At 61.1% G+C, this 23,724-nt stretch carries 23 protein-coding genes; 13 read left to right on the top strand and 10 right to left on the bottom strand.

The window, feature by feature from the left end:
- Nucleotides 1-16: 16 nt before the first annotated feature.
- Both lepB and J8C05_RS15465 read right to left on the bottom strand, forming a co-directional pair.
- Nucleotides 17-850, bottom strand: a complete 834-nt coding sequence (gene lepB, locus J8C05_RS06665; protein ID WP_211421482.1) for a signal peptidase I — start codon at nt 848-850, stop codon at nt 17-19.
- A gap of 57 nt (nt 851-907) precedes the next feature.
- A complete protein-coding gene (locus J8C05_RS15465) occupies nt 908-1,123 on the bottom strand; it encodes a GDCCVxC domain-containing (seleno)protein (RefSeq protein ID WP_246840669.1) in 216 nt (71 codons plus the stop codon).
- A gap of 215 nt (nt 1,124-1,338) precedes the next feature.
- Between J8C05_RS15465 and J8C05_RS06660 the strand changes: the two genes are divergently transcribed.
- From J8C05_RS06660 to J8C05_RS06650, 3 genes are all read left to right on the top strand, one after another.
- A complete protein-coding gene (locus tag J8C05_RS06660; RefSeq protein WP_041569669.1) occupies nt 1,339-1,896 on the top strand; it encodes a sigma-70 family RNA polymerase sigma factor in 558 nt (185 codons plus the stop codon).
- 85 nt (nt 1,897-1,981) lie between these two features.
- Nucleotides 1,982-3,019, top strand: coding sequence for a permease (locus J8C05_RS06655; RefSeq protein WP_211421481.1), 1,038 nt, complete (start codon nt 1,982-1,984; stop codon nt 3,017-3,019).
- Nucleotides 3,020-3,029: 10 nt separating this feature from the next.
- Nucleotides 3,030-3,266 (top strand): thioredoxin family protein, encoded by a 237-nt coding sequence (locus J8C05_RS06650; protein ID WP_014099862.1) that lies wholly within the window; start codon nt 3,030-3,032, stop codon nt 3,264-3,266.
- A gap of 96 nt (nt 3,267-3,362) precedes the next feature.
- Here the strand turns inward: J8C05_RS06650 and ychF are convergent, their stop codons facing one another.
- From ychF to J8C05_RS06620, 6 genes are all read right to left on the bottom strand, one after another.
- Nucleotides 3,363-4,421: a redox-regulated ATPase YchF gene (gene ychF / locus J8C05_RS06645; RefSeq protein WP_211421480.1), complete on the bottom strand. Its 1,059-nt coding sequence runs from the start codon at nt 4,419-4,421 to the stop codon at nt 3,363-3,365.
- Nucleotides 4,422-4,448: 27 nt separating this feature from the next.
- Nucleotides 4,449-5,510, bottom strand: coding sequence for an Rpn family recombination-promoting nuclease/putative transposase (locus J8C05_RS06640; RefSeq protein WP_211421479.1), 1,062 nt, complete (start codon nt 5,508-5,510; stop codon nt 4,449-4,451).
- Between the two features lie 29 nt (nt 5,511-5,539).
- Nucleotides 5,540-5,905 (bottom strand): c-type cytochrome, encoded by a 366-nt coding sequence (locus J8C05_RS06635; protein ID WP_058867597.1) that lies wholly within the window; start codon nt 5,903-5,905, stop codon nt 5,540-5,542.
- 129 nt (nt 5,906-6,034) lie between these two features.
- Nucleotides 6,035-6,511 carry a c-type cytochrome gene (locus tag J8C05_RS06630; RefSeq protein WP_211421478.1) on the bottom strand — a complete coding sequence of 159 codons (477 nt, stop codon included), beginning with the start codon at nt 6,509-6,511 and terminating at the stop codon, nt 6,035-6,037.
- Between the two features lie 51 nt (nt 6,512-6,562).
- Nucleotides 6,563-8,011 carry a glycine--tRNA ligase gene (locus tag J8C05_RS06625; protein WP_211421477.1) on the bottom strand — a complete coding sequence of 483 codons (1,449 nt, stop codon included), beginning with the start codon at nt 8,009-8,011 and terminating at the stop codon, nt 6,563-6,565.
- A gap of 251 nt (nt 8,012-8,262) precedes the next feature.
- Nucleotides 8,263-10,002 carry a type IV pilus twitching motility protein PilT gene (locus J8C05_RS06620; RefSeq protein WP_211421476.1) on the bottom strand — a complete coding sequence of 580 codons (1,740 nt, stop codon included), beginning with the start codon at nt 10,000-10,002 and terminating at the stop codon, nt 8,263-8,265.
- A gap of 293 nt (nt 10,003-10,295) precedes the next feature.
- On the opposite strand from J8C05_RS06620, the gene J8C05_RS06615 reads away from it, so the two are divergent.
- Genes J8C05_RS06615 through J8C05_RS06605 form a run of 3 tightly spaced genes read left to right on the top strand, consistent with a single transcriptional unit; the run spans nt 10,296 to nt 15,182 of the window.
- Nucleotides 10,296-12,116, top strand: coding sequence for a peptidase domain-containing ABC transporter (locus tag J8C05_RS06615; RefSeq protein WP_211421475.1), 1,821 nt, complete (start codon nt 10,296-10,298; stop codon nt 12,114-12,116).
- A gap of 32 nt (nt 12,117-12,148) precedes the next feature.
- Nucleotides 12,149-13,642 carry an HlyD family secretion protein gene (locus tag J8C05_RS06610; protein WP_211421474.1) on the top strand — a complete coding sequence of 498 codons (1,494 nt, stop codon included), beginning with the start codon at nt 12,149-12,151 and terminating at the stop codon, nt 13,640-13,642.
- Nucleotides 13,632-15,182, top strand: coding sequence for a TolC family protein (locus J8C05_RS06605; RefSeq protein ID WP_211421473.1), 1,551 nt, complete (start codon nt 13,632-13,634; stop codon nt 15,180-15,182). Before J8C05_RS06610 ends, J8C05_RS06605 begins: the two co-directional genes overlap by 11 nt.
- A gap of 98 nt (nt 15,183-15,280) precedes the next feature.
- Here the strand turns inward: J8C05_RS06605 and J8C05_RS06600 are convergent, their stop codons facing one another.
- Nucleotides 15,281-16,570, bottom strand: a complete 1,290-nt coding sequence (locus tag J8C05_RS06600; protein ID WP_211421472.1) for a DUF1501 domain-containing protein — start codon at nt 16,568-16,570, stop codon at nt 15,281-15,283.
- A 25-nt stretch (nt 16,571-16,595) separates the two neighbouring features.
- Nucleotides 16,596-18,299 (bottom strand): DUF1800 domain-containing protein, encoded by a 1,704-nt coding sequence (locus tag J8C05_RS06595; RefSeq protein ID WP_211421471.1) that lies wholly within the window; start codon nt 18,297-18,299, stop codon nt 16,596-16,598.
- Nucleotides 18,300-18,666: 367 nt separating this feature from the next.
- Here J8C05_RS06595 and J8C05_RS06590 point away from each other — a divergent pair, with 367 nt between their 5' ends.
- The 7 genes from J8C05_RS06590 to nuoL all read left to right on the top strand — a co-directional run bounded on the left by J8C05_RS06590 (nt 18,667) and on the right by nuoL (nt 23,710).
- Nucleotides 18,667-19,314 (top strand): 4Fe-4S binding protein, encoded by a 648-nt coding sequence (locus J8C05_RS06590; RefSeq protein ID WP_014099850.1) that lies wholly within the window; start codon nt 18,667-18,669, stop codon nt 19,312-19,314.
- Complete coding sequence (locus J8C05_RS06585) at nt 19,311-19,610, top strand: hypothetical protein (protein ID WP_014099849.1); 300 nt, start codon at nt 19,311-19,313, stop codon at nt 19,608-19,610. The genes J8C05_RS06590 and J8C05_RS06585 overlap by 4 nt, the downstream gene beginning before the upstream one ends.
- Nucleotides 19,611-19,660: 50 nt before the next feature.
- Nucleotides 19,661-20,035 carry a CBS domain-containing protein gene (locus J8C05_RS06580; protein ID WP_211421470.1) on the top strand — a complete coding sequence of 125 codons (375 nt, stop codon included), beginning with the start codon at nt 19,661-19,663 and terminating at the stop codon, nt 20,033-20,035.
- Nucleotides 20,036-20,212: 177 nt separating this feature from the next.
- Complete coding sequence (locus J8C05_RS06575) at nt 20,213-20,710, top strand: NADH-quinone oxidoreductase subunit J family protein (RefSeq protein ID WP_014099847.1); 498 nt, start codon at nt 20,213-20,215, stop codon at nt 20,708-20,710.
- A 4-nt stretch (nt 20,711-20,714) separates the two neighbouring features.
- Nucleotides 20,715-21,404 carry a hypothetical protein gene (locus J8C05_RS06570; protein ID WP_211421469.1) on the top strand — a complete coding sequence of 230 codons (690 nt, stop codon included), beginning with the start codon at nt 20,715-20,717 and terminating at the stop codon, nt 21,402-21,404.
- 18 nt (nt 21,405-21,422) lie between these two features.
- Complete coding sequence (gene nuoK / locus J8C05_RS06565) at nt 21,423-21,725, top strand: NADH-quinone oxidoreductase subunit NuoK (RefSeq protein WP_014099845.1); 303 nt, start codon at nt 21,423-21,425, stop codon at nt 21,723-21,725.
- Nucleotides 21,726-21,775: 50 nt separating this feature from the next.
- Nucleotides 21,776-23,710: an NADH-quinone oxidoreductase subunit L gene (gene nuoL, locus J8C05_RS06560; RefSeq protein ID WP_211421468.1), complete on the top strand. Its 1,935-nt coding sequence runs from the start codon at nt 21,776-21,778 to the stop codon at nt 23,708-23,710.
- The last annotated feature ends 14 nt before the right edge of the window (nt 23,711-23,724 follow it).

Here is a 23,724-nt window from a genome sequence, read left to right as displayed (position 1 = left end):
GTCGCCACCACCGCGCCTACTTCACCAGTGACCCCAGCCGTTTCCAGCGCCCCTTGGAAAAGAAAGACCCCAGCCGTTCGCCCAGCGAAGCCTGCGGATTGGGGTCGAACGAGGCATAGACAAACAGCGGCCGCCCAATGACATAGTCCCGTGGAACGGGTCCCCAGTAGCGGCTGTCGAGGCTGTTGTCGCGGTTGTCCCCCATGGCGAAGTAGCAGCCCTCTGGAATCTTGAACGGCCGCCCGATGCCGTAGTGCGGTTCGTTCTTGTAGTCGCGGTAGCGACCGCTTGGCAGGGGCAGTTCCGGGAGCGGCTCCGCATCCTGGGTTTCATACTCAAAGTCTGACCCCGGGCGGTAATAGACCTTCCACTGCGCCCCGGCGGTGGGATGTTCTTCGAGAATGCTCAGCCGGCCGCTGTCTTCCAGGTCGCTTTCGGCAATGACGCGCGTTTCAGGGAGTTCCTGCCCGTTGATGTACACGCGCTGCCCCCGAATCTCGATGGTCTCACCCGGCAGGCCGATGACCCGTTTGACGTAGTTCTGGTCTTCGCTTTGCGGAAACTTGAACACGATGATGTCGCCCCGCCGGATCGGGCGGTGGGGGGTGAAGCCGTCAAGGGGGACACCGCCCTCGTAGCCGAAAATGAATTTGTTGACGAGCAGAAAATCGCCGGAATAGATGGTGTTGTTCATCGAGCCGGTCGGGACATTGACCGAACGGATGACGAAAGTAATGCCGAACAACGCCATGATGAGCGTCGTGATGATCATCTCGATGAACTCGCGCAGCTCCGATCGCTTGGGCTTTTCGGACGCAGCGGAAGTCTGGGAACTGTTTTTGGTTTCCATAGGGTTCAGGTCATCGTGCGCCGGACGCAAAGCCAGTCCAGCGAAGCCAGTCCAAAGTCACGGTTGGTCAGAATGCTGCATCAACTGAACCGGTGGGCAGGGAACTGAACCGAATGAGCAGAACACACAGCAGTCACCGGGTTGCGGGCGTAACTGGGTCTCACAGGTGTCACAGGTGTAAGAAAACTGGCAGGCGTTGGCCGGCATGGTTTCCACCGTGGTTGCCCCACAGACCGGGCAGGTAAGTTGCGATTCCCAGATGATGGAGGTCATGGCCGCGCATCCTGTACTTGGGGAGGGGGCGTGACCTTGACTGGACATCCAAAGCGACCACATTCCATAGTGGTCATGGTTGGCCAAAGCCACTGGCCCAAAGTCAGTGAGGATGCCATTGCGCCTCAAGAGCTGTCAAAGTCTGGTTGTCAGAGCCGTCAACGCCAGCCAACAATGCCAAAAAACCGTGGCCAAAAAACCGTGGTACGAAAATCATGAACCAGGCACATAGCGCGTCCGGGTGTCTCCTGGATGCCTGGCAGGCATACGAAAAAGCCCTGCTGGCTTTTCTGTTACACCGGACCAGCGATCCTGACGCGGCGGAAGACCTCCTCCAGGAAGTGTTTCTCAAGGCCCTGCGGCAGGGGCAGGCGTTTTGCGCGCTCGACAATCCCCGCGCCTGGCTGTTCCAGGTCGCCCGTCATGCCGTGATTGACCGGGCGCGTCTGTCCAAGCCGGTTGAGTCCTTGCCGGAGCACCTGGCGGCGGCACCGGTTGTGGAACGGCGTCCCGTAGATGAACTGGAGGCGTGTCTCAGCCACAACCTGCTGCGACTGGAAGCCGAGGACCGGCACATTATTGAAGCCTGCGATCTTCGGGGGCAAACGGTGCGCGCCTACGCCGAAGCCCATGGTCTGACACTGCCGGCCGCCAAGTCGCGCCTGCTGCGCGCCAGAAAACGATTACGCGACCGCCTGGTGGAGAACTGCCAGGTGCGCTTTGATGAGTCCGGGCGCGTCTGTTGCCACGTGTCACCTTCGGCTGCATCCTGAATCCTTTTGCCACCTTGTTCGTCTCCCTGACAGATGGCTGCTAGCCAGTGATTTTGTGCTGCCGAGAACAATGGGGGAGAGAGCCATGAGTGCCCTGGCTGTGCGTTGGACACAACACCACCCGCGAATCTTTCTTGTCCTGGCGGCCCTGCTGTGGTGGGGCCTGTATCAAACCTTGCAGCCCCTTTCAGAAGTGGTAGTGGCTGCTTTGCCGGTTGACCGCCAAAGCCACCTTGGTGCGACGTTGCAATTTTTCCTCTACGACACGCCCAAGGTGCTGCTGCTACTGACGGGCATTGTCTTTGTGATGGGGGTGATTAATACCTATTTCACGCCTGAGCGAACCCGCGCCCTGCTGGCTGGTCGGAGAGAGGGGCTGGCCAATGTCATGGCGGCTTTGCTGGGAATTGTGACGCCCTTCTGTTCGTGTTCAGCCGTGCCGTTGTTTATCGGCTTTTTACAGGCCGGGGTGCCGCTTGGTGTGACATTCTCATTCCTGATTGCCGCCCCGATGGTCAATGAGGTTGCCCTGACGCTCCTGTTTGGCATGCTGGGCTGGAAAATCGCCCTGCTGTATCTGGGACTTGGTTTATCCGTGGCCATCGTGGCTGGCTTGATCATCGGCAAGTTGAACATGGAGCCGTATCTGGAAGACTGGGTGCGCGACATTCCCAGAGCTGAAGCCCAGTTCACCGCCGTGGAGGTTGACTTTGGTGAACGTCTCGCCGCCGGCTTTCAAAGTGTGCGCGACATCGTCGGGAAGGTCTGGCCGTATATTCTGGCCGGCATTGCCATTGGGGCTGGCATTCACGGCTATGTGCCGCAGGACTTCATGGCCAGCTTCATGGGCAAATCCGCCTGGTGGTCGGTGCCGCTGGCGGTTGTGCTTGGTGTTCCGATGTACACCAACGCTGCCGGGATCATTCCGGTGGTTCAGGCACTGCTGGACAAGGGGGCAGCCGTCGGCACAGTGCTGGCCTTTATGATGAGCGTCATCGCGTTGTCCCTGCCAGAGATGGTGATTCTGCGCAAGGTGCTCAAAGTCAGGCTGATAGCTGCCTTCATTGGCATCGTCGCCACCGGCATTTTGATCGTGGGATACGTCTTCAACTGGGTGTTATAAGGAGGTTGCCATGAAAGACATCAAGGTGCTTGGTACGGGGTGCGCCACTTGCAAAAGCACAGTTGCCCTCATTGAGGAAGTTGCCCGGACGAAGGGCATTGCGGTATCGCTGCAAAAGGTCGAGGACATCAAGGACATCATGCATTATGGGGTGATGAGTACGCCGGCTGTCGTGGTTGATGGGAAGGTCGTCCATGCCGGCGGGATGCCGTCCCGTGACAGGATTGAGCAGTGGTTGTGTTCCTGAGTTGTCAGGGGGAACACATCCTCAAGCGTCAGGGGAGAGTACCTTGGCTGAGCAGGCCGGAACCGGCCCGTCCAAGGCTGAAACCGCTGAAGTTCATCAGACATTGAACCGGAAGTGGATGATGTCGCCGTCCCGGACGACGTAGTCTTTGCCTTCGAGGCGAAGCTTGCCGGCTTCCTTGCACCTGGCTTCCGAGCCGTGGCTGATGAAGTCCTCGTAGGCAATGACTTCGGCGCGGATAAACCCGCGTTCAATGTCCGAGTGAATCTTTCCGGCGGCCCGCTGGGCTTTGGTCCCACGCCGGACAGGCCAGGCGCGGCATTCGTCCTCGCCGGCCGTCAGGAAACTGATGAGGTCGAGCAGCCCGTAGGCGGCCACAATGAAGCGGTCCCGCGCCGGGGCGGTCAGCCCCAGGTCACGCAGGAACTCTGCCTGTTCCGCCGGGTCAAGCTGGGCGATGTCCATTTCCGTTTGCCCGCACATGGCGACGAATGTCGGGATCGCCCGCGTCCGAGCCGCTTCCTGGATGGCTGGCGGGACACCGGCCGCCACGTCAGCTTCCGCCACGTTGAGCAAAATCATCTGTGGCTTGAGTGAAAGAAACCGGAAACCGGCCATAAGCTGGCGTTCTTCGTCATCGAAATCCAGCGACCGAAGCGGTTGTCCGGCGTCGAGGGCGGAGTGGCACCGCTCAAACAGCGCCCGTTCCTGGGGTGTCGCTTTCTGGTCCTTTTTGAGACGCGCCAGACGGTTTTCCACCTGGATCAGATCAGAGAGCATGAGTTCGGCATCAAAGCTGGCGATGTCGGCCGCCGGGTCGGTCGGTCGGGTTCCCAGTGGGTCAGGGAAGGCCCGTACGACGTGGGCCAGGGCATCCACATCGCGCATCGCCGTGACGAGTTTGGCATCCAGCCCGGTTGTGCTGTGCTGTTCGGCCGGGCCGGCCACGTCCACAAAAGCGACTTCCGCGTAGGTGCGTTTTCTGGTGCGGTAGATGTCGCCCAGGGTGTCCACGCGGGCATCCGGGACTTTGATGTTGCCAAGGTTGGGGCGTTCCTTGCTGCCGTAGCCGCCAACTTCGGCCGTCAGGCCCGTCAGGGCGTTGAAGACAGTGGTTTTGCCGGCGCCGGCGAAGCCGACGATGCCTACTTTCATAAGTGTCTGATTCCAGAAAGGTGAAGATTATTCGGCACGAGGCGGTGTCTGGTGCTGTGCCTGCTGCACCCAGGCCAAGGCTTCCGCCTGCGTCTGGAAGTCCAGCAGCGCCTCGCTCAGGGCTTCCAGGGTTTCCAGGGGAAAGGTCGTGAGCGTGGACTCCAGCTCAGGCGGAAGCGGCCCGACGCGCCGCCGGAGTTGGCGCAGAACAATGTGCAGGGCTTCGAGCCGTTTGCCCTGTTCACTCCCTTGGGCGTGGCCTTGCTCCCGACCTTGCTCCCGACCTTGCTCCAGACCTTGTGCCAAGGCTTCCTGCCAGATTTCTGTCACAAATGGCGCTTTCATAAGTGCTTCTGCCTGCTCCTTCAAGGCTTCTTTGGCGGCTGTCTTGACGGTTTGCCACCGAAGGGGGGTTCCGGTAGCGGCCAGATACCGCAGCACCGTTCCCAGATATTCTGTCACACTCTGCTGCTCCAGCAGGGCAATGAGCTGAAAAATCTCCCGCAGCCGCTCCGGCAGCTCATCGGTAAAGACATAACGTAACACCGATAAGCCAGCCCGCAACAGGGCCCCGCCTTTGATGACTTCCGGGCTGAAGCGGGACAGGTCACACAGCCAGTACCGGAAAGAGGGCGTCCAGGCGCGCAGCGCCGGCTCGTCGTGGTGTGCCACCAGCCCGGCAACGTCCGTGGCCACGTTCCAGCGCGTCTGCCCGTGATAGAACACCACCGGAATGATGACCGGCAGGGAGGTGTGGCCTTCGCGTCGCGCCTGTTCCCAGATGGCGACGACGTACCGCAAAAGCTGAAGCGGCGTCCACGGCCAGGGGGTGCTTTTGTGTTCGAGCAGGACGTACACCAGCGCCGCCGCTCCGGTCCGGTCACGCACGCGAAACAGGGCGTCAGAAAGGTGCTCCCGCAAGTCGTCGTCCACAAAGGTGCCGGACAGCGCCTCCGGGTCCGTGACATCCAGGTGGGCAAGCAACTCCGGGGGCAGGTAATTCGCCAGAAAGTCGGCGGCGACGCCGGGCCGGCCGAGCAGGTCCTTGAAGAAGCGGTCGTGTGGATTTTCCAGATGACCTTCAACCATGACCGGTGCTCACGCAGCCCGTGCCGGTGTCACCTGGCCAGTGACCGGACGTAAGCCACCAGAGCTTCAATGTCCGCCGGTGAGCCTTTGAAAGCCGGCATCGTTCCTTTGCCGTTGGCAATGGATTTGGACAGTTCCTCATCCGTACGTTGGCGCTGCCAGTCGGCGTCTGTCAGGTCGGGAGCATCGGGTACGGTGGGACGCCCGTCCGTCCCGTGACAGGCCACACAGGCCCCGGCCCCGTTGTAAAGCCGCTTTCCACGGGCAAGCCGCTTCCCGGCGCTTTCGTCCCGCGTGGCCGGTGCGCGTCCGGTTGCCGGTCCGCTACCCAACAGTGTCGTCAGGAACGCCATCCCGGCCAGCCCGGCGACAAACGTTTTTGACTGAAAGAACATGACTGCCTCCCCAACCTGGCGACGACCTTGCTTTCGATGCAGCACGATAAAAGCCGGGCTTGGTCTCCCAGCGACCTTGTGCCCGGCTCCACACGCCTGTCAGCGACGACAAAAGGGTTGTGGTGGTGCTTACTTCCCGGCCGGTTTGCCCAGGAAGCGGATGTAAGCCACCAGCGCCTTGTGTTCTTCGTCGGTGCCGTTACCCCCTTTGAAGGCCGGCATGCCCTGGGCAGCCTTGGCCCCCTTGAGGGAGGCAACGATTTCCTCGTCCTTTTCCTTCTGCTGCCAGGCCGCATCGGTGAACTTGGGCGCATTGGGAAGCACACCCTGCCCCTTGTCTCCATGGCAGCCGGCGCAGGCATTGCCGTTGTATAACTCCCGCCCTTTGGCAATCAGCGGGTCTTCCGCCCCTTCGGCTGGCTTGGCCGGTTCCGCCGGCTTGGCACTCGTTTCCGTCGTGGGTTTGGTTGGTTCAACCGTCTTGACCTGTTCTTCCTTGGGCTTCATCGGCGGCGGTGGAGGAACGTTGTCTTTGACAACACAGGCAGACAGTACGCCGGCCGCCACAGCGGCGCAGAGGGTCAGGAATCGCTTCAGGTTGTGCATACCGGATAAAACTCCTTGAGAGGAATGTGCGAGGGGCTGTTGTGCCAACCGTTACACCGTGCCAAGACGGTCGGCAAGAAAGTCCCGTAGCCCGGCAATCGGGACACGAACCTGTTCCCAGGTGTCGCGGTCACGTACGGTGACGGTATCCAGTAAACCGGCTGGAGAAGCTGGGGCGTCTTCTTCCTTTGCGCCATCCTTGGTCTTACCGATACCCAGCGTGTCGTAATCTACCGTGACACAGAACGGTGTGCCAATCTCGTCCTGCCGGGCATAGAGTTTGCCAATCGCAGCCGTGTCATCATACACGGCGCGGATGCCGTGACGTTGCAGGTCAGCCTTGATGGCTTTGGCCTTCTCGACGAGTTCCGGCTTGTTGCGCGCCAGCGGCAGCACCGCCACCTTGATGGGGGCCAATGCCGGATGCAGTTTCAGGACGACCCGTGATTCGCCATCCGGGCCGGGCTTTTCGCTGTAGGCGTCCATCAGAAACGCCAGTGTGGCGCGGTCAGCCCCGGCCGACGGCTCGATGACATAGGGGATGAATTTTTCGTTCGTCACCGGGTCGCGGTACACGAGGCTCTGCGTCGAGTGCTCGTTGTGCACCTGCCATTTGTCGTGCTTGCCTTTGGAGTGAACACTAAGGTCGTAGTCCGTCCGGTTGGCGATACCTTCCAGTTCATCCCACTGTTTTTCTTCGTCTTCGCGTTCGGGAAAAAAGCGGTACTGCAAGTCCGTGCAGGCGCGGGCGTAGTGCGCGAGTTCCTCCGGCTGCTGGACGTACCGGCGCAGGTTTTCGGCCCGGATGCCATAGCGCAGATACCAGTTGTGGCGTTCCTCAATCCAGTGGGCGTGCCAGTCGGCGTCTGTTCCCGGCTTGCAGAAGAACTCGATTTCCATCTGCTCGAATTCGCGCGTCCGAAAGGTGAAGTTGCCCGGCACGATTTCATTGCGAAAGGCCTTGCCGATCTGGGCAATGCCAAAGGGAATCTTGCGCCAGCGCGAATCCACGATGTTCTTGAAGTTGACGAACATACTCTGCGCCGTTTCCGGGCGCAGGTACGCCAGCGCGGCATCCTCTTCGACGGGGCCCACCTGGGTTTTGAACATCAGGTTGAACGCCCGTGGCTCGGTGAGGTTGGCGCTACAGGCGGCAACCTTGCGTTTGTACCGGGGACAGTCGAGTTCGTAGGTTTTGTCGGCCCGGAAGCGTCCCTTGCACTCGCGGCAATCCACCAGCGGGTCGCTGAACGTGGCTTCGTGCCCGGAATACTTCCACACCAGGCGATTCATCAGAATCGCGCCATCCATACCCTCGATGTCATCGCGGTCATAGACGACGGCTTTCCACCAGGCGCGTTTGACGTTGTTTTTGAGTTCGACGCCCAGCGGTCCGTAATCCCAGGTCGAACCCAGCCCCCCGTAGATTTCACTTGCCGGGAAGATAAATCCCCGTCGTTTGCACAATGAAACAATGATTCCAATGTCGGCCGCCGCCATGAGCTGGCTTACCTTTGTGTCAGGTCAGTCGTTTCTGGTCTTGCTGTGGCGAAGCGTTGGGTCGCTTGCGCAAGCCGGGGACTATACACCGCGCGTTGGGGGTTGTCACACCTTTTTCGCGCTGGATGGTGGTTGTGCGGCGGACGGGCTGACACGGAAAAGCCAGCCGGGGCGTCCCCGCCAGACGCCCGCCCCCTGCTCAGCGGCCGGTTTTCCGGCTCGGCCGGCAGGCCCGGGGAAGTCGCCGGGTATCAGGCGTTCGAGTTGGCCAGATTGGTCAGGAAGCTCACGTCCAGGTTGTGGCGCTTGAGCAGCCCTTCAAACCCGTTTTTGTCCACGGCTTTGATATAGGCTTCCTGTGGTTCGACCCGTTTGTTTTTGACGTGGTCGAGGAGCGCATCATTGAGCGTGACATTGCCTTTGGCCTTGCCGGTCTGCATGGCCGAAGGAATCTGGAAGGTTTTGCCTTCACGGATGAGGTTGGCAATCCCGGTGTCACAGATGAGTGTTTCAAGGGCAGCCACCCGTCCGCCGCCAATTTTCTTGCACAACGTCTGGGCAATAACGCCCTTGAGCGATTCAGAAAGCATCACCCGGATTTGCGCCTGCCGGTCGGCCGGGAACTGGTCAATGATGCGGTCAACGGTGGAAGGGGCGGTGGAGGTGTGCAGCGTACCAAACACGAGGTGTCCGGTTTCAGCCGTCTCAATGGCAATGGAGATGGTTTCGAGGTCGCGCATTTCGCCGACCAGAACGATGTCGGGGTCTTCACGCAGGGCCGCACGGAGCGCATCCTTGAACGAGTCGGTGTGGTTGTGCACTTCGCGCTGGTTGATGAGGCAGTTTTTGTTCTCGTGGACAAACTCGATGGGGTCTTCAATGGTGATGATGTGGTCGCGGCGGTTGCGGTTGATGAAATCAATGAGCGCACACAGCGTCGTGGACTTGCCGCTTCCGGTCGGGCCCGTCACCAGCACCAGCCCCTTGCTCAGAAAGCAGAGCTTGAGGATTTCTTTGGACAGTCCAAGCATTTCGGCGGTCAGGATTTTGCTGGGGATGACCCGGAACACGCCGCCCATGCCTTTGCGGTCCATAAAGATGTTGCAGCGGAAACGGGCGGCATCGCCGAACTCATAGGCAAAGTCGGTGTCGTGCCGGCGATTGAATTCCTCCCGGTTTTTATCGGGCATCAGCTCCCACAGGATGCGTTCGGTGTCAGCGGCCGTCAGGGTTTGTCCTTCATAGCCCTGCATGACAACCATATCTCCGTCCAGGCGCAGCATCGGCGGCATGGACGCCGAAATGTGCATGTCGGACGCCTTGAGTTCGAGCTGTTTTTCAAACAGCTTGTCAATTTCGAGCGGACCGCGCTTGCGCAGGTGGACGGCCGCACCCGCACCGGTTGTTGCCGGACTGTGCGCCGGGGCCACAGAGGGGCTGGAGCCAGTGGTGGAAGCTGGCGGGTTGACCGCCGGCTGCCGCCCGGATACCTGTTCCGGCACGGTCATCCCGGAAGCCGGTGTCGGGGGACGGGGCACCGGGCGGGTGGGCGGAATCGGCGGGGTCGGGCGGGGTGGGGTGATGCTGGTTGCCGGAGTAGGTGTCGGAGTAAACGTTCCAGAGGGTCTGGATACGGGGGGCGGAGGTATGGGCGCGCTCGGCGTAGCCGGCCTGGCCGGGGCGCTGTCAACCGGAACGAACGAGACCTTCATCCCGCCGCCTTCTTTCGTGATGGACACGTCGAATGTCCCGGCGCCGTTGACGTTCAACCGGAAATTGGTGGTCGGTTGACTCATCAGGGCGGTTTTCTTGTCGTCGGGGAGGTGCGGTTGCAGGAGCCGATAAATGTCAAAGGGCGTCATCGGGCTGCGGGTCAGTTCGGTTGCCCCGGATGAGTTGAAAACGGTCGGAACCTTGCCCGCCTGGAGAACGAGTTGGTCAGCGCCCGCCATCCGCGGGTCCTTGAGCAGGCTTTCAATCGTCGCCGACATGGCGCACCCTCCGCTAAGGATACAGGTCAGGATACAGTGAATTCAGCGAGTCACGACGGTCTGGTGTACAAAAATCTAGTCGGTCTGCCCGCCCTCATGCAAGGTATGGGCTTGGGTGCCGATTCGTTGCCAAAACCACCAAATGTGCCAAATTGTTCAACTTGCAGTGTAGGCGGTCATAAAAGTCGGAAACGTGTGGAATCTCGCACTGAGGTTTTCTGGCGCTCGGCTACAAACGGGCGCATGGTTCCGGGTTGGCACACTTTCTGTTCTGCCTTGAGGAGAGTACCGTCATGGGTGGCGACGCCATTGTTCACGAAGGGACGAAAACCTTGTCAGCCCCAGACGGCGAACACGTGCACCTGACGCCCCCCCAACGGTTCTGGCGTCTCGTCTCCCTCGACTCACGTGACATTCTGGCCATTCTGGCCTACACCACGGTTGCCGGTCTGTTTTCCCTTGCGGTGCCCATCACGGCGCAGGTCCTTGTCAACAACATTGCCCAAGGGCAGTCCCTGCAGCAGCTCGTGGTGCTCACCTCGCTGGTGCTGTTTTTTCTGAGCCTGAGCGGTATTTTGCGGCTGTTCCAGTTGGTGCTCATTGAGCGTTTGCAGCAGCGCATCTTTGTTCGGGTGGCTATCAACCTGGGAGAGCGCCTGCCACGGGTGCAACTTGGCTCGCTGACCGGTGAGTATGCCCCGGAGCTGGTCAACCGCTTCTTTGATGTCATCAACATTCAGAAGGCCTTCGCCAAGCTGGCGCTCGATGGGCTCGACGCTGTCCTGAAGGTGTTCGTCGGGTTGCTCCTGCTGGCCTTTTACAGTCCTTACCTGCTTGGCTTTGACGTGGCAGTGGTGCTGGCCGGGCTGTTCATCATTTTCGTGCTGGGCATCAATGGCTTGCGCACCAGCATTCTCGAATCCAAGAAAAAATACAAAGTTGCTGCCTGGCTTGAAGAACTGGCGCGCTGCCACATCAGTTTCAAGATGAGCGGCACGCTGGACTTTCTGGGGGAACGGACGGATGCCCTTTCTGTCGCCTATCTCAAAGCCCGCCGCTCGCACTTCGCCGTTCTCTTTCGACAGGCCGTTGGAAACTACTTTTTCTATGCCATTGCCAGCGCTGGCATTTTGGCGGTTGGTGGGTGGCTGGTCATCAACCGTGAGTTGACCATCGGGCAACTGGTGGCCTCCGAAATCGTGGTCGTATCGGTGCTGGCCGGAATGGACAAGGTCATCAGTCAGCTCGAACATGTCTATGACCTGCTGACAGCCCTCGACAAGGTGGGACACGTGGAGGACCTGCCCATTGAGCGGGCAAAAGGCATCGAGGTTCCCGTCCGCGAGGAGGGCGCGGCGGTGGTGTGTCGTAATGTCCGCTTCAGCTACCGTCCAGGTGCGGAAGTCCTGTCGGGAGTGGATTTGAGCGTCAATTCCGGCGATTGGGTGAGTGTCGTCGGGTTCAGCGGGGCGGGGAAGTCCACCCTCATGGCGCTGATCTGCGGATTGCTCGAACCGTCACACGGAACGGTCGAGGTCAACGGAACTGATGTCCGGGATGCCAATCTCGATGCGCTCCGGCTGATCGTGGGGATGGTGGGCGACCGGGAGGAAATCTTCGAGGGCACCATCGAGGAAAACATCCGGGTCGGCGCCGACTGGTTGACCCAGGAAGACCTGCGCTGGGCTCTGGAGATGGTTCACCTGACGGATGAGCTGGCCGAACTCCCACAGGGACTGCAAACACCGCTGGTCAGTGGCGGCTATAACCTGTCGCGGGGGCAGGTCCAGCGCCTGCTTCTGGCGCGGACTATCGTGCGGCGGCCCAAGCTGCTCATCCTCGATGAGGCCTTCATGGGCATTGACGAACGTACCAAGCTGAAAATTCTGGATGCCATCTATGACCGCACCCATCGCTGGACGATCATTGACATCTCCCACGATTCGGAAGTCGTCGTGCGGTCTTCTGTCATTCACGTCCTGGACAAGGGCGTAATTGTCGAAACCGGCTCGCCGGAGGAACTCTCCTGGCGACGTGGTGGAGCCTTTGCCTCGCTGTTCCCGGAAGTCTCCCGGCAGCTTGTCGGCAAGCGGCTCACGACGGGCAAGGTGTAAGCCCCATCTCTTGAGGGAGGAAACCGCACGCCATGGCACAACCTGCGCGTCAACTGAAAGCGATCCCGGCCACGTTGCCGTCGTCCAAACCACAGGCTTTGCAGTTGGTTGAGTCGCCGCGGCCGGCGCGCCCGCTGGCGCTCATCATGGTGTTGTTTCTGATCCTGCTCATCTTTGCACTGATTTATGTTCCCTGGCAGCAGTCCATCACCGGCGTTGGGCAGATAATCGTGTTTTCACCAAATGACCGCCCCCAGAACGTTCAGTCCCAGATACCCGGCCGCCTCAAGGGATGGAAAGTCAAGGAAGGTGATTTTGTTGAAGCCGGGATGGTCATTGCCGAGATCGCTGAAATTGATGCCAAGTTTCTCGATCCGAACCAGCTCGAGCGCTTGGAGCGCCAGCGTGAGTTTCTTTTCGCCCAGCGGGAAGCCGCGCAGTCGCGCGCGGCCGCTCTGCTTCAGCAGATCAAGGCGCTCGAACAGTCGCGCAACCTTGCTATCCCGGCGGCTGAGGAGCGGGCACGGCAGGCCGCCGACCGCCTCCGCTCGGCTGAGCAGGCACTGGAAGCGGCCAAGCAGAAACTGCTGGCCGATGAACTCAACTTCGAGCGGATTCGTGACCTCAACAAAGGAAAAAAAGACGCTGACGGCAACTGGATCATTCAACCGGGTCTCCGTTCAGACCGCGACTTCGAGTTGGCCCGACAGACCGTGGAAACATCACGCGCTGATGTCATCCGCCTGCAAGCCATGCTCGACGCCGCCATTCGTGACACGAAGGTGGGAGAACTCGATGCCCGCCGGGTTGAAAATGACACGCTGGCTACCCTGAGCAGCGCCCAAAGCTCGTACGCCTCGGCGCAGGAAACCATTGCCTCCCTCAGTAACAGCATTCAAAAGCTCGACATCGAAATTCAGAACTTCCGCGAGCGCATCCAGCAGCGGCAGGTCATCGCGCCACGCGCAGGGCAGGTGACCCAACTGCGGGCCGTCGGTGAAACCGAAACCCTCAAGTCGGGCGATGTCCTCTGCGTCCTGATTCCCCAGATGAAAGAGGAGGAGCAGGCCGTGGAACTGCTGATCAGTGACTTCGACGCCCCACTGGTGCGGCTTGGCGATCCGGTACGCCTGCAGTTTGAGGGCTTTCCGGCTGTACAGTTTGTCGGCTGGCCTTCGGTGGCCATTGGCACGTTCGGCGGGCGGGTCGTCTCCATAGATTCCGTGGATGACGGACTCAGTCGCTTTCGTCTCCTCATCCGACCCGACTACGACGCCATCAATCTCGGCAAGGATGATCCCTGGCCCGACCCGACCATGCTGCGTCCGGGAACCCAGGTAACGGGCTGGGTGATGCTCCGGGTGGTGTCCCTTGGGTTTGAGCTGTGGCGGCAGTTCAACGGCTTCCCGCCGATGTTTGACCGCAATCCCATCGAAAGAAAGAAAAAGCCCAAGGACGACAAGGACAAGGTCAAAGCCAAGGGCAAGTCCGGCAAAGACGACGACGGGGACAAAGATGACAAGTAAGCTGTGGTTTGGCGCTGTGGCCTGGCTGGGGATATGGCTGGGCGGCGGCTGTGCATCAGCGGCCTGGGCGCAGGCTCCCCTGCCGGGTATCGTCGTGTCCCCAACCGAGGATGAACGCCGTTTGGCAGCGGCCGTCGCCCATGCCGGTTCTGATCCGCAATCGGGACGCCGCCCCGGTGCGCCTGTCCCCGGTCCGGGAGGTGCGCCCCCACTGCTTTTGGAACGGGTTTTTCAAATCATTGATGACCAGCACCCAAAGCTGCGTGGCTCCGTTATCGAACGCCGCGTCGCCACGGCGAAGCGCATTGAGAAACAGGGGGCTTTTGATCCCATCCTGTCCATTTCGACTGACTACCTGCGTTACAACAGCGCCTCCAAACGGGGAAAAGCATCGGAGGCCTTTGGCATTGGGACGGAAGTCAACTTCCTGACCCGCTCCGGGATCAAATTCTTTGCGTCCTCGAATCTCAATCTGGGCGCGACCAAGTCTCCGCTTTCTGCCACCGGGGATTTCGGCACCTACGAGTTTGGTCTCAAAGTGCCGCTTTTCCGGGATTTCCGCATCAATGAAAAATCCGTCGGGGAACGGCAGGCTTTTCTGGGCGAATCCCAGGCGGATATTGCCGTCGTGCAAACCCGCCTGGAGCTGTTCCGCAAGGCGGCCGATGACTACTGGGACTGGGTCGCCGCCAAGCGCCGGTTGGATGTGGCGCGCAACCTGCTCAAACTGGCTGAAATCCGCAACGACGCCATCCGGCAGCGAACAATCGCCGGTGACCTGCCGCCCATTGACGCCGTTGAAGCCGAACAGGAAGTGCAACGCCGTCAGGCGGCGCTGGCCAAAGCCGAGCGTGACTTCCAGAAGGCACAGTTCAAGCTCTCCCTTTCCCTGTGGCTGGATGATGTCACCGCCCAGCCGCCACCGGATGAAGGCAGTGTACTCGATGTCAGCCTGCAACTTGAGCCAACGGAAATCACGGCGGCTGAAATCAACGATGCCATTGCGCTGGCGCTTCAGCGCCGCCCGGAGTTGCAGGCCATTGCGGTTCTCAAAGACACGGTGCGGTTGGACCTGGAACTGGCCCGCAACCAACGGCGTCCCATTCTCGATCTGGCGCTTGTGCCGGGACGCGATGCCGGGCCCGGGGGCATTGGAACGACGCTCAAAGCCGGCGTGATTTTTGAACTTCCCCTGCGCCAGCGGACAGCCGACGGGCGCATCGCCCAGGCACAATTGAAGCTTCAGAAGCTCGATCTCGAAGAACGGACGCTGCGGCAACAGATTACGACGGAAATTTACGACACCGCCTCGGCCATCAATACCGCCTGGCAGCGGTATCTCGCCACGAAACGCGAACTTGAAGCCGCGATTGTTCTGGAGCGGGGCGAAAACCAACGTTTCATGCTCGGTGACAGCTCGCTGTTTCTGGTCAACCAGCGTGAACGCGCCACGGCGGAAGCCCGTAACAAGCTGATTGACGTGCAGGCGGAGTACGAACAGGCGCGGGCCGCACTCCGCCTCGCCATGATGCAGTTCTAACCCTGGGAGCGCGGGCGTCCCTGAGCGCGGGCGTCCCGCCCGCGTGAAACAGGCGGGCGGGACGCCCGCCCTCCCAGGGTGACGCCCGCCCTCTCTGGTTATGTGGTGGGCAGGTCGCTGCCCTGGACGATACCCAGCGGACGATAGTTCCCAAGGCCTGGAAATACCGCACTCAACTGCGGATTCCGCAGGCGCCGGACGACAATCTCTGCCAGCACCTGCCGGTAGTCCGTTGTCACCGCCAGGTCTCCGCCGTCCAACGCCTGGCTGGCCAGACCGGGCCACTGCCCATACATCCTTCCACCGTTCACCGTGCCGCCCAGTACCAGCATAATCGAGGCCCGTCCATGGTCGGTGCCGCCGCTCTGGTTTTCCCGCAGCGTCCGGCCGAACTCACTCATCGCCACCAGCGTGACCCGCTGCCGATAGCGCACCATGTCGTTGTAAAACGCCAGCAGGTTGCGCGCCAGCGAGTCCACGTTCGTCGCATACGTGCCGGTGGTCAGTCCCTGGTTGTTGTGGGTGTCCCAGCCGCCGACATCGAGCGTTGCAATCCGCAGGCCGATGTCGAGCTTGATGAGCCGCGCAATGGTGATCAGCGCACTGCCCAGCGAGCCGGTCTGCGTTTCCGGCTGCGCGTAGCTCGCCCCATTTTCCGGGCTGTAGGCCGGGAGTGTTCCCCCCGTTGCCGGCCGCCCAATGGCATTGTTGATGCTTTGAATGGCACTGATGGCATTGAAGCCGGAGAGATGAAGCGGTGTTGTGCCGTTGTACATCCGCGTCATCGCCGGAAAGATGGTCGGGTCGCCCGGCAGGGCAAAGTTGGTCAGGTTGGGCATTGCAATGGCGCTGCCACTGCCAATCAACGAGCCAGGCAGACTGTTGGATGCCGCCAGCGTGGGGATCGCCCCGCTCTGGCCGCCGGAAGTGGTGATATGGCGCGTAAGCCACCCGGTCGGCTGGCGCGAGGAAGGCACACCGCCTTCCATCAGGCTTTGGGCGTCAAAGTGGCTCCGGTTGGACACCGTCAACCCGGTCGCATGAACAATCGCCAGCGCGCCCGCCTGATACACATCAAGCAACGGCCGGGCGCTTGGGTGCAGCCGGAAGTCAATCCCGTTCCCGATGGGATTCGCGAGTGGCAGTCCGGCGTCCGTGCCGCTTTCGCGCAGGCGGAGATTGGACCGCGAAGCCACATAGTTCGGCTCATTGACCGGCGCCGCGAAGTTCAAGCCATCAATCCCGCCGCGCAGGTAGAGCACCACGAGAATTTCGTTGACGCCGCTGGTCTGGCCGTAAACCAGTCCCCCGATGCGCGCCATACCGCTGGCGGCATAGGCCGCCGTCAGACTCGAACCAACAACGAATTGGCGTCTTGTAAGGGGCATACTTGGCTCCTTTTCTGTTCTCGGCTTATCGCCACCAGAAATCCGGCGACACGCACAGGCGTGCCACGGTCAGGTTGATGCGGTTGGTCACTTCTGCCGTCGTGCCCGATGGCGGCGCATCCGGGGGTGCGCTGCCGCGCAGGTACTCGATAAGCTCGGTGTACACTTCCGGCCGCACGGGCCGTCCCATGATGCGCGCAATGAAGAAATCCACGATCTGGCGGGTGGTCGTCACGCCGGAGGGCAGGCTGGCGCGCAGGTTGTGCTGGATAGATGAGTAGCCGTTGGTCAGGGTGACAAGCACATTCCGCCAGCTTGCGCGGAAGGTATTGGTGTTGAGCCAGTAGGCACTGACATCGGGGAACCCGTTTGGTGGCGGCCAGGCAAAAAGCTGCTGACCGGCTTCGGTCACAAGGTTGTAGGGCGTATAACTCCCTCCGTTGTCAACCAGATTGGCATCTATCGCACGCAGGAACGACGCCATGTAGTCAAACGGCCGCTTGGTTTTCTGCCCCCATGTTTCGGCAAATTCCGGCGACAGCAGAATGGTGCGCACGACCCGTCCAAGCTGGTCGGGCGCCGACAGGTTTTCCAGCCAGGTGACAACCGCCTGTTTGATGACGCTGGGAGGCGGGTTATCGGCGATGAGTCGGCGGCAGAGCTTGCTGCACACAAAGATCGCCGTGCTTGGGTTGGTGGCGAGCATGTCCAGGATGCGCTGCCCTTGGATCATCGGGTTGGACGATGTGGCGGCCGGAATGGGTACGTTGAGAACCGTACGCGCTGCCGGGTCGTTCCACTGGGGGACGAAAATAAACTGCCCGGTGTTGGGCAAAGTGGTACTCCCCACCCGCTGCCCGGCAGCAATAGTCCATCCGGTCAGCGCGGCTGCAATCTGGTTGACATCGTTTTCCGTGTAACCGGTGGACATCTGTCCGCTGGGGAACACCGGCGCATCGGCCGCGTTGGGGAAGTAGTTGCGTGCGCCCAGCGTGTGAAGTTCAAGCAACTCACGGGCAAAGTTCTTGTTGGGGGCGGTGTTCCGGCTGCTGACCAGGTTCAGGTAGTACATCATGGCAATGCTCTTGGTGACTTCTTCGAGCAGAACCCGGAAGTTGCCAAAGGCATGCTGCCGGAACAGGCGGTTGTAGATGGGCCAGGTGGCATAAATGCGGCCGTTGGTGCGTGCATCCACGTTGAAGTGGTCGTGCCAGAAGTCCACCAGGACTTCCCGGAGTTGCCACTTGCTGTACACGGCCCGCAGCACCGTTTCCGCGCGGACCTCTTCCAGCGGGCGCGTCCGCTCAGGCTGTCCCATGGGAATACTGAAATCACCCAGCCGCCATAACTCACTCAGCGGCTTATCGAGTGCAGTGAGGGGGCGCTGTTCATCGAGCGCCGGATAACCGTCGCCAGCCGAATAGTTGATGCGCAGGCGGGCGCTCTGGCGCTTGGCCAGAAAGAGGGCATCGTCGGGCTCATTTGGATGAAGCTGCTCTTCAACGTATGCCCTGAATCCGATGGTCCGAATGCGGTCGAGATCGCCGGGACGCGGCCCAAACCCCATGCGGTTGGCTGCGATGACTTCAATCGGCGGCCGGTCAGGAACGCCTGCCGCCTTTGCCGTGTCCTGGTACAAAGGCGGGTCGTCGCTGGTGGTCTGGTCACTGAGGCCGGTAAACCCCTCGAACCAATGACGCCGTGCGTAGGAAGCAGTAGCCGAGCTCATGACGTTGTCTCCTGAAGACGTGGCCGTGGGTCTCTACACCCTGCGGAGAAGGAGACCTGGCGGCCAGGTAAAGCCGTTGTGTTTGTTTGAGAGAGGCGACCGGGCACGGAAAAGTTTGGATTTTTTTGACTTCCCGCCCGACAGGTTTCCGACACCATCCCAGTCCTGCCCAATCAGCACCACCCAGGCAATGAACGCAAAAATGCCGAACCCAAAGCCCCGTGGCGAAGGGCCTGCGCCCAACCCGGACGCCTTCCGAAAAAGGATTGCTGAAGTTTTATGGGCGCAGTGTAGTGTGAAATTCAGTGGTGTTGCCACCCCCCTGGCGACGGCAACCAACATTTCCCGAAGAAAGTTGGGTTCTTCCATGGCCTCTGTGACGACATCCGTTACGTCCGCGCCCACGCCACCCCGGCGCAACCTGCTGCCGTACCGGTTGGCAACGCAGATGGTGTTCGTGCTCATTCACGTCCTGCTCATCCGCGCGGCCATCCCGAACCTGGCCTGGGCCATCTATGGCATCCTCTTCTGGGCGGCGCTGGTCTATCTGACGATGCGCACGGGCCGGTGGGTGTGTGCCTGGATTTGCTGGCTGGGCGGCGCGCAGGACCTCTTTGCTCGCTTCGCCAGGGCGCGGGTGTCGTTCAACCCACGGTGGACGCAAATCGGCGTGCTGGTGGTGGCTGCCCTGTGGGTGCCGCTGGCCTGGCTGTTCTGGCGCGATGCCATGACCGCCCACACCAGCTCCATGGGCTTTGATGCCGAAAACTGGTGGTCGCACGCCCTGCACCTGGGGCTGCTGGCTTTCGTCGTCGGCAGTGTGTTCGTTCTCGGAAAACGTGGCGCTTGCCGGTACTTCTGTCCGTTTGGCATGGTGGTGGACGGATGCCGTAAGATGCACCAAGCGTCGTCGCAGCCGGGCCTCGTCACACTCAAACGCCGCCGGGTGAGTCCCACGACGCCTGCTGCTGAGGCCGCTGCCAATGCCACCACCAACCGGGGGAAAACTGCATGATTTGCCACGCCTGTGGGCGCGAAGTGCGTTTGCTGGGGAGGGTCGGACGCCTCGACCGCTGCAACGAATGTGGCGCCGACCTGCACTGCTGCCGCAACTGTCGCTTTTTTGACGCCGGCGCGCGGTTTGAATGCCGTGAACCCATTGCCGAGCCGGTACGTGACAAAGCCGCCGCCAATCACTGTGAGCATTTTGCTCCAAACACAAAAGTGGCACTGACCGGCGCCTCGAAGTCCCGCACGGCTGCGGATGATGCCCGCAAAGCCTTTGAGCAGTTGTTCAAGAAAAAGAGCTGACCGCCCGACAATCTGCGCCGGCCGCTGCCAGCCGTTCTGGAGCCATGGGCATGAGAGCCAAAGACTTGATGACCAGTGACTTTGATTTCATTTCCGGCGACGCGACCGTGCGGCAGGCCCTGGAGTTGATGAACCAGACGCGCGTTCACTGCCTCATTGTCCTGCCCCGTGATGAGTACGACGGCCACGGCATCATCACCGACCGCGACATCGTCTATAAGGTCATTGCCACGGGCGGCAACCTCGACAAGGCGTACGTCCATCAGGTGATGACGAAACCCATGTTCTTTGTCGAGCCGTTGCACGACATTCGCGCCATCGCCCGGCTGCTCCGGGCCCATAAACTCACCCGCGCGCCGGTCGTCGAAGTCGGAAAAATCATCGGCATTGTTTCCATTACCGACATCATCCGCCATTTCCGGTAGGCGTCTCCGGGCGGCCGGTCCGGGTGGCTGACGCATCAATGCCGGGTTTCATCGCCCGTACCCTGGCAGTAAAGGCTTGATTTTTGGCCGCGAAAAGCATTCCATCGGGGTGTATGAAAACTCACGATGGGTGACAGCCGTGCCTTGCGCGGCCGGTGTCCATCGTCAAACGCAGCCATGACCTTTCAGCAGCTTTTGTTCGTCGGTTTTGCGGCCCTGGTGCTCAGTGGCGCCGTGTCGGTGGTGCTGTTGCGCAACCCGCTCTACGGCGCTTTTGCGCTCATTACTTCCTTTGTCGGACTGTCAGCACTCTACGTTCTGATGGGCGCGCAGTTTATCGGCGCGGCGCAGATTGTCGTCTATGCCGGCGCCATTATGATGCTGTTCGTGTTCGTCATCATGCTGCTCAACGTGCGTGCCGATGAAGAACGTCCGCCACGGCACCGCTTTCTCGTCTGGCTGGCGCTGCCGCTGGGACTCGCATTCACGGTGCAGGTCTGGTTTGCCGTCTGGGGCATGACGGGTGAGCGCGCGCCTTCCGGCGAAGCCGGTACGGTCGAGCGGGTCGGCAAAAACCTCATGACCCGTTATCTGCTGCCGTTCGAGCTGACCTCGGTGCTGATTCTGCTGGCCGTGGTTGGCGCTTTGCACCTGGCAAAACGTGAGAAGGAGTAACGCCATGCGTTCCGGGCTTTGGGTGTTCCTGGGGTTATGTCTGTGGCTGCTGCCGGCCGGTGTCGGTCGGCCGGAAGGGCAGGCGTGCGCCCAGGATGCCGGGCGCACCGAATACCTGATGGTGGGCTATACCTCCAAAGGGCGGGTGCCGGGGGTTGCCGTGTATCGCAATGAAAACGGGACCTTGCGCGGCCGGTGGACAAACGGGCAGGCGCAGGGGCGCATTCTGACCGAAACGGCTGTCCCGCAGTCCCTGACTGACGGCATCGAAGGAACCTACGAAACGACCGGCACGAATCCTGACGGGCGGTTGTACCGTGGAAAACTGGGCATCCGCAAACTCGGCGACAAGGTGTATCTCTTCGCCTGGACGAATGGCGAAACCGGCGTCGGCATTCTGGCCGGGCAGGTTCTCGTGGTCGGCTATGGTGAGCAGCCCGGTGTTGCGCTCTATGCCCTCAAAGCCGACGGCAGCGGCGATGGCGGATGGACAACCTTGGACATGCAAGGGGGAATCGGGCGCGAGCAGTTCTACGGCGGCGGCGGCTTGACCGCCACCCACCGCACCAAGGGCGTATCGCCCACGGGGCAGCCCTACGAAGCTGCCGTCACGATTACCAAGGAAGGAAATGCCTACCGTCTGGCATGGTCAACGGGTGAAGTCGGCGTCGGTCTGCTGACCACCGCCAGGTGAAACGTCGGGTGAAACACTATGGTGCCTTTGTCCTGGTATCTCATCCTCAGTGCTGCCCTCTTTGCCATCGGGGCGGCCGGTGTCTTCGTCAAAAACAACATTATTTCGACCCTGCTGTGCCTGGAACTCATGCTCAACGCGGCCAATCTGGCTTTTGTGGCGTTTTCGGTGTTCCAGGGGACGGTGGAAGGACAGCTTTTCGTCATCCTCGTCATGGCGGTGGCCGCTGCCGAAGCTGGTGTGGGACTGGCGATCGTCATTGCGCTGTTCCGCAACCGCGAAACCCTCGATGTGGATGAATCCAGCCTGCTGAAACTTTGACGGCCCCTGCGTGGACTTCCCTCCGGGGACGCTGTGGATAAACGACTGGCATGTTGACCGTGATGATTCTCGCGCCACTGCTTGGCGCACTGCTGCTGACCGTGGCCGGACGTCGGCTGGGTGAACGTCTGGCCGGGGCCCTGGCCTGCCTCGCTGTGGCCGTGGCAGCGGGACTGGCTTTCGCGGCCTTTTTTCTGAAGTTGCTGCCAGCGGCGCCGGATGCAGAAGGCGTACGCCGGGTGACGGAACGCCTCGGGATGTGGTTCAGCGTGGGCAGTCTGACCGCTGACTTTGGTCTGGCGCTCGATCCGCTGTCGGGCATCATGGTGCTGTTCATTACGGGCGTCGGACTGCTCATCCACATCTTTGCCACCGGCTACATGCACGGCGACGAAGGCTACGTCCGCTTTTTTGCTGCGCTGAATCTCTTTGTGGCGGCCATGCTGACGCTGGTGCTGGCCGACAACCTGCTGCTGATGTTTGTCGGGTGGGAAGGCGTCGGGGTCTGCTCCTACCTGCTCATCGGGCACTACTTCACCCGTGATGAAGCTGCGGACGCTGCCCGCAAGGCTTTCATTTACAACCGCATCGGGGATGCCGGGCTGGTGCTGGCCACCCTGCTTCTGGTGACGAAAGCTGGAAGTATCAACTTTGCGGACATTGCACGCTGGGCGGCGCAGCAGCCCGTCGAAACACTGGGCTGGACGGCGGTTGGCGCGGGCGGCCTGACCACCGTCGGCCTGTTGGTGCTGCTGGGGGTCACGGGAAAAAGTGCGCAGATTCCGCTGTTCGTCTGGCTGCCCGATGCCATGGCGGGGCCAACGCCGGTTTCGGCCCTCATTCACGCGGCAACAATGGTTACGGCCGGAGTCTATCTGCTGGCGCGGCTCAATGTTGTTTTCCTGCACGCGCCGACGGCGCTGGTCGTCGTTGCGGTTGTCGGCGGGGCAACGGCGCTGCTGTCCGCCACGATTGCCCTTGGGCAGGACGACATCAAAAAGGTGCTGGCCTACTCGACGGTTTCCCAGCTCGGTCTCATGGTCATGGCCTGCGGAGCCGGAGCCTTTACGGCCGGCATCTTTCACGTCACCACGCATGCCTTCTTCAAGGCGCTGCTCTTTCTGGGCGCCGGCAGTGTCATTCACGCGCTGCACGAAGAGCAGAACCTGCGGCGCATGGGTGGGCTGGGACGCTTCATGCCCCTGACCCGCTGGACGATGACGGCCGGCTGGCTGGCCCTGGCCGGTTTCCCACTGCTGTCGGGCTTTTTCAGCAAGGATGAAGTATTGCTGGAAACCTTCGCTTCGGCCGTGCTGCCCGGTGGACTGGCCAAAACCCTCTGGGTGGTGGGCCTGCTGACCTCGCTGCTTACGGCCGTCTATATGACGCGGCTTATGGTGCTGACCTTCCACGGGGAACCGCGTGAGGCCGTCGCCCACGGCCAGCCGCACGAATCGCCGCTGGTGATGACCCTGCCGCTGGTGGTGCTGGCCGTGTTGTCAGTGTTTGGTGGCGTGCTCGGTCTGCCGGAAGCCTTTGGCGCCCATCCGTGGATGCGCGGCTTCCTCAGTCCACTGGTGACGATGCCGACCGAGTTCACCCACGAAGCGGCTTCCCATACGACGGAGCTCGTGCTGATGGGCATTTCGGCCGCCATTGCCCTGACCGGCATTGCCGGCGGATGGTGGTTCTTTCAACGCCATCCGCTCTGGGAAGCGCCGCGCATCCTGCAGGCGAAATACCGGGTGGACGAAGCGTATGACCTGGCGGTGGCGCGTCCGCTGGAAGCCCTGGCCCGGCGCGGCCTGTGGCAGGGGCTGGATGTCTCCGTGGTGGACGGACTGGTGGGCGGCATCGGGCGCAGCCTGTCGGGACTTGGGGCTACCCTGCGTGAAATGCAGTCGGGCTATGCCCGTGGCTACGTCGTGATGATCTTTCTCGCGGCGTTGCTCATCCTGGGCTATTTCGTGTTTGGCCCCGGATAGTACGCCCGGCGACC

The organism is Chloracidobacterium sp. N (assembly GCF_018304765.1).
In the GTDB taxonomy this organism is placed as follows: domain Bacteria; phylum Acidobacteriota; class Blastocatellia; order Chloracidobacteriales; family Chloracidobacteriaceae; genus Chloracidobacterium; species Chloracidobacterium aggregatum.
Note: the sequence above shows the minus strand (reverse complement) of the source record. Positions and strands in the feature narration are given on the sequence as shown.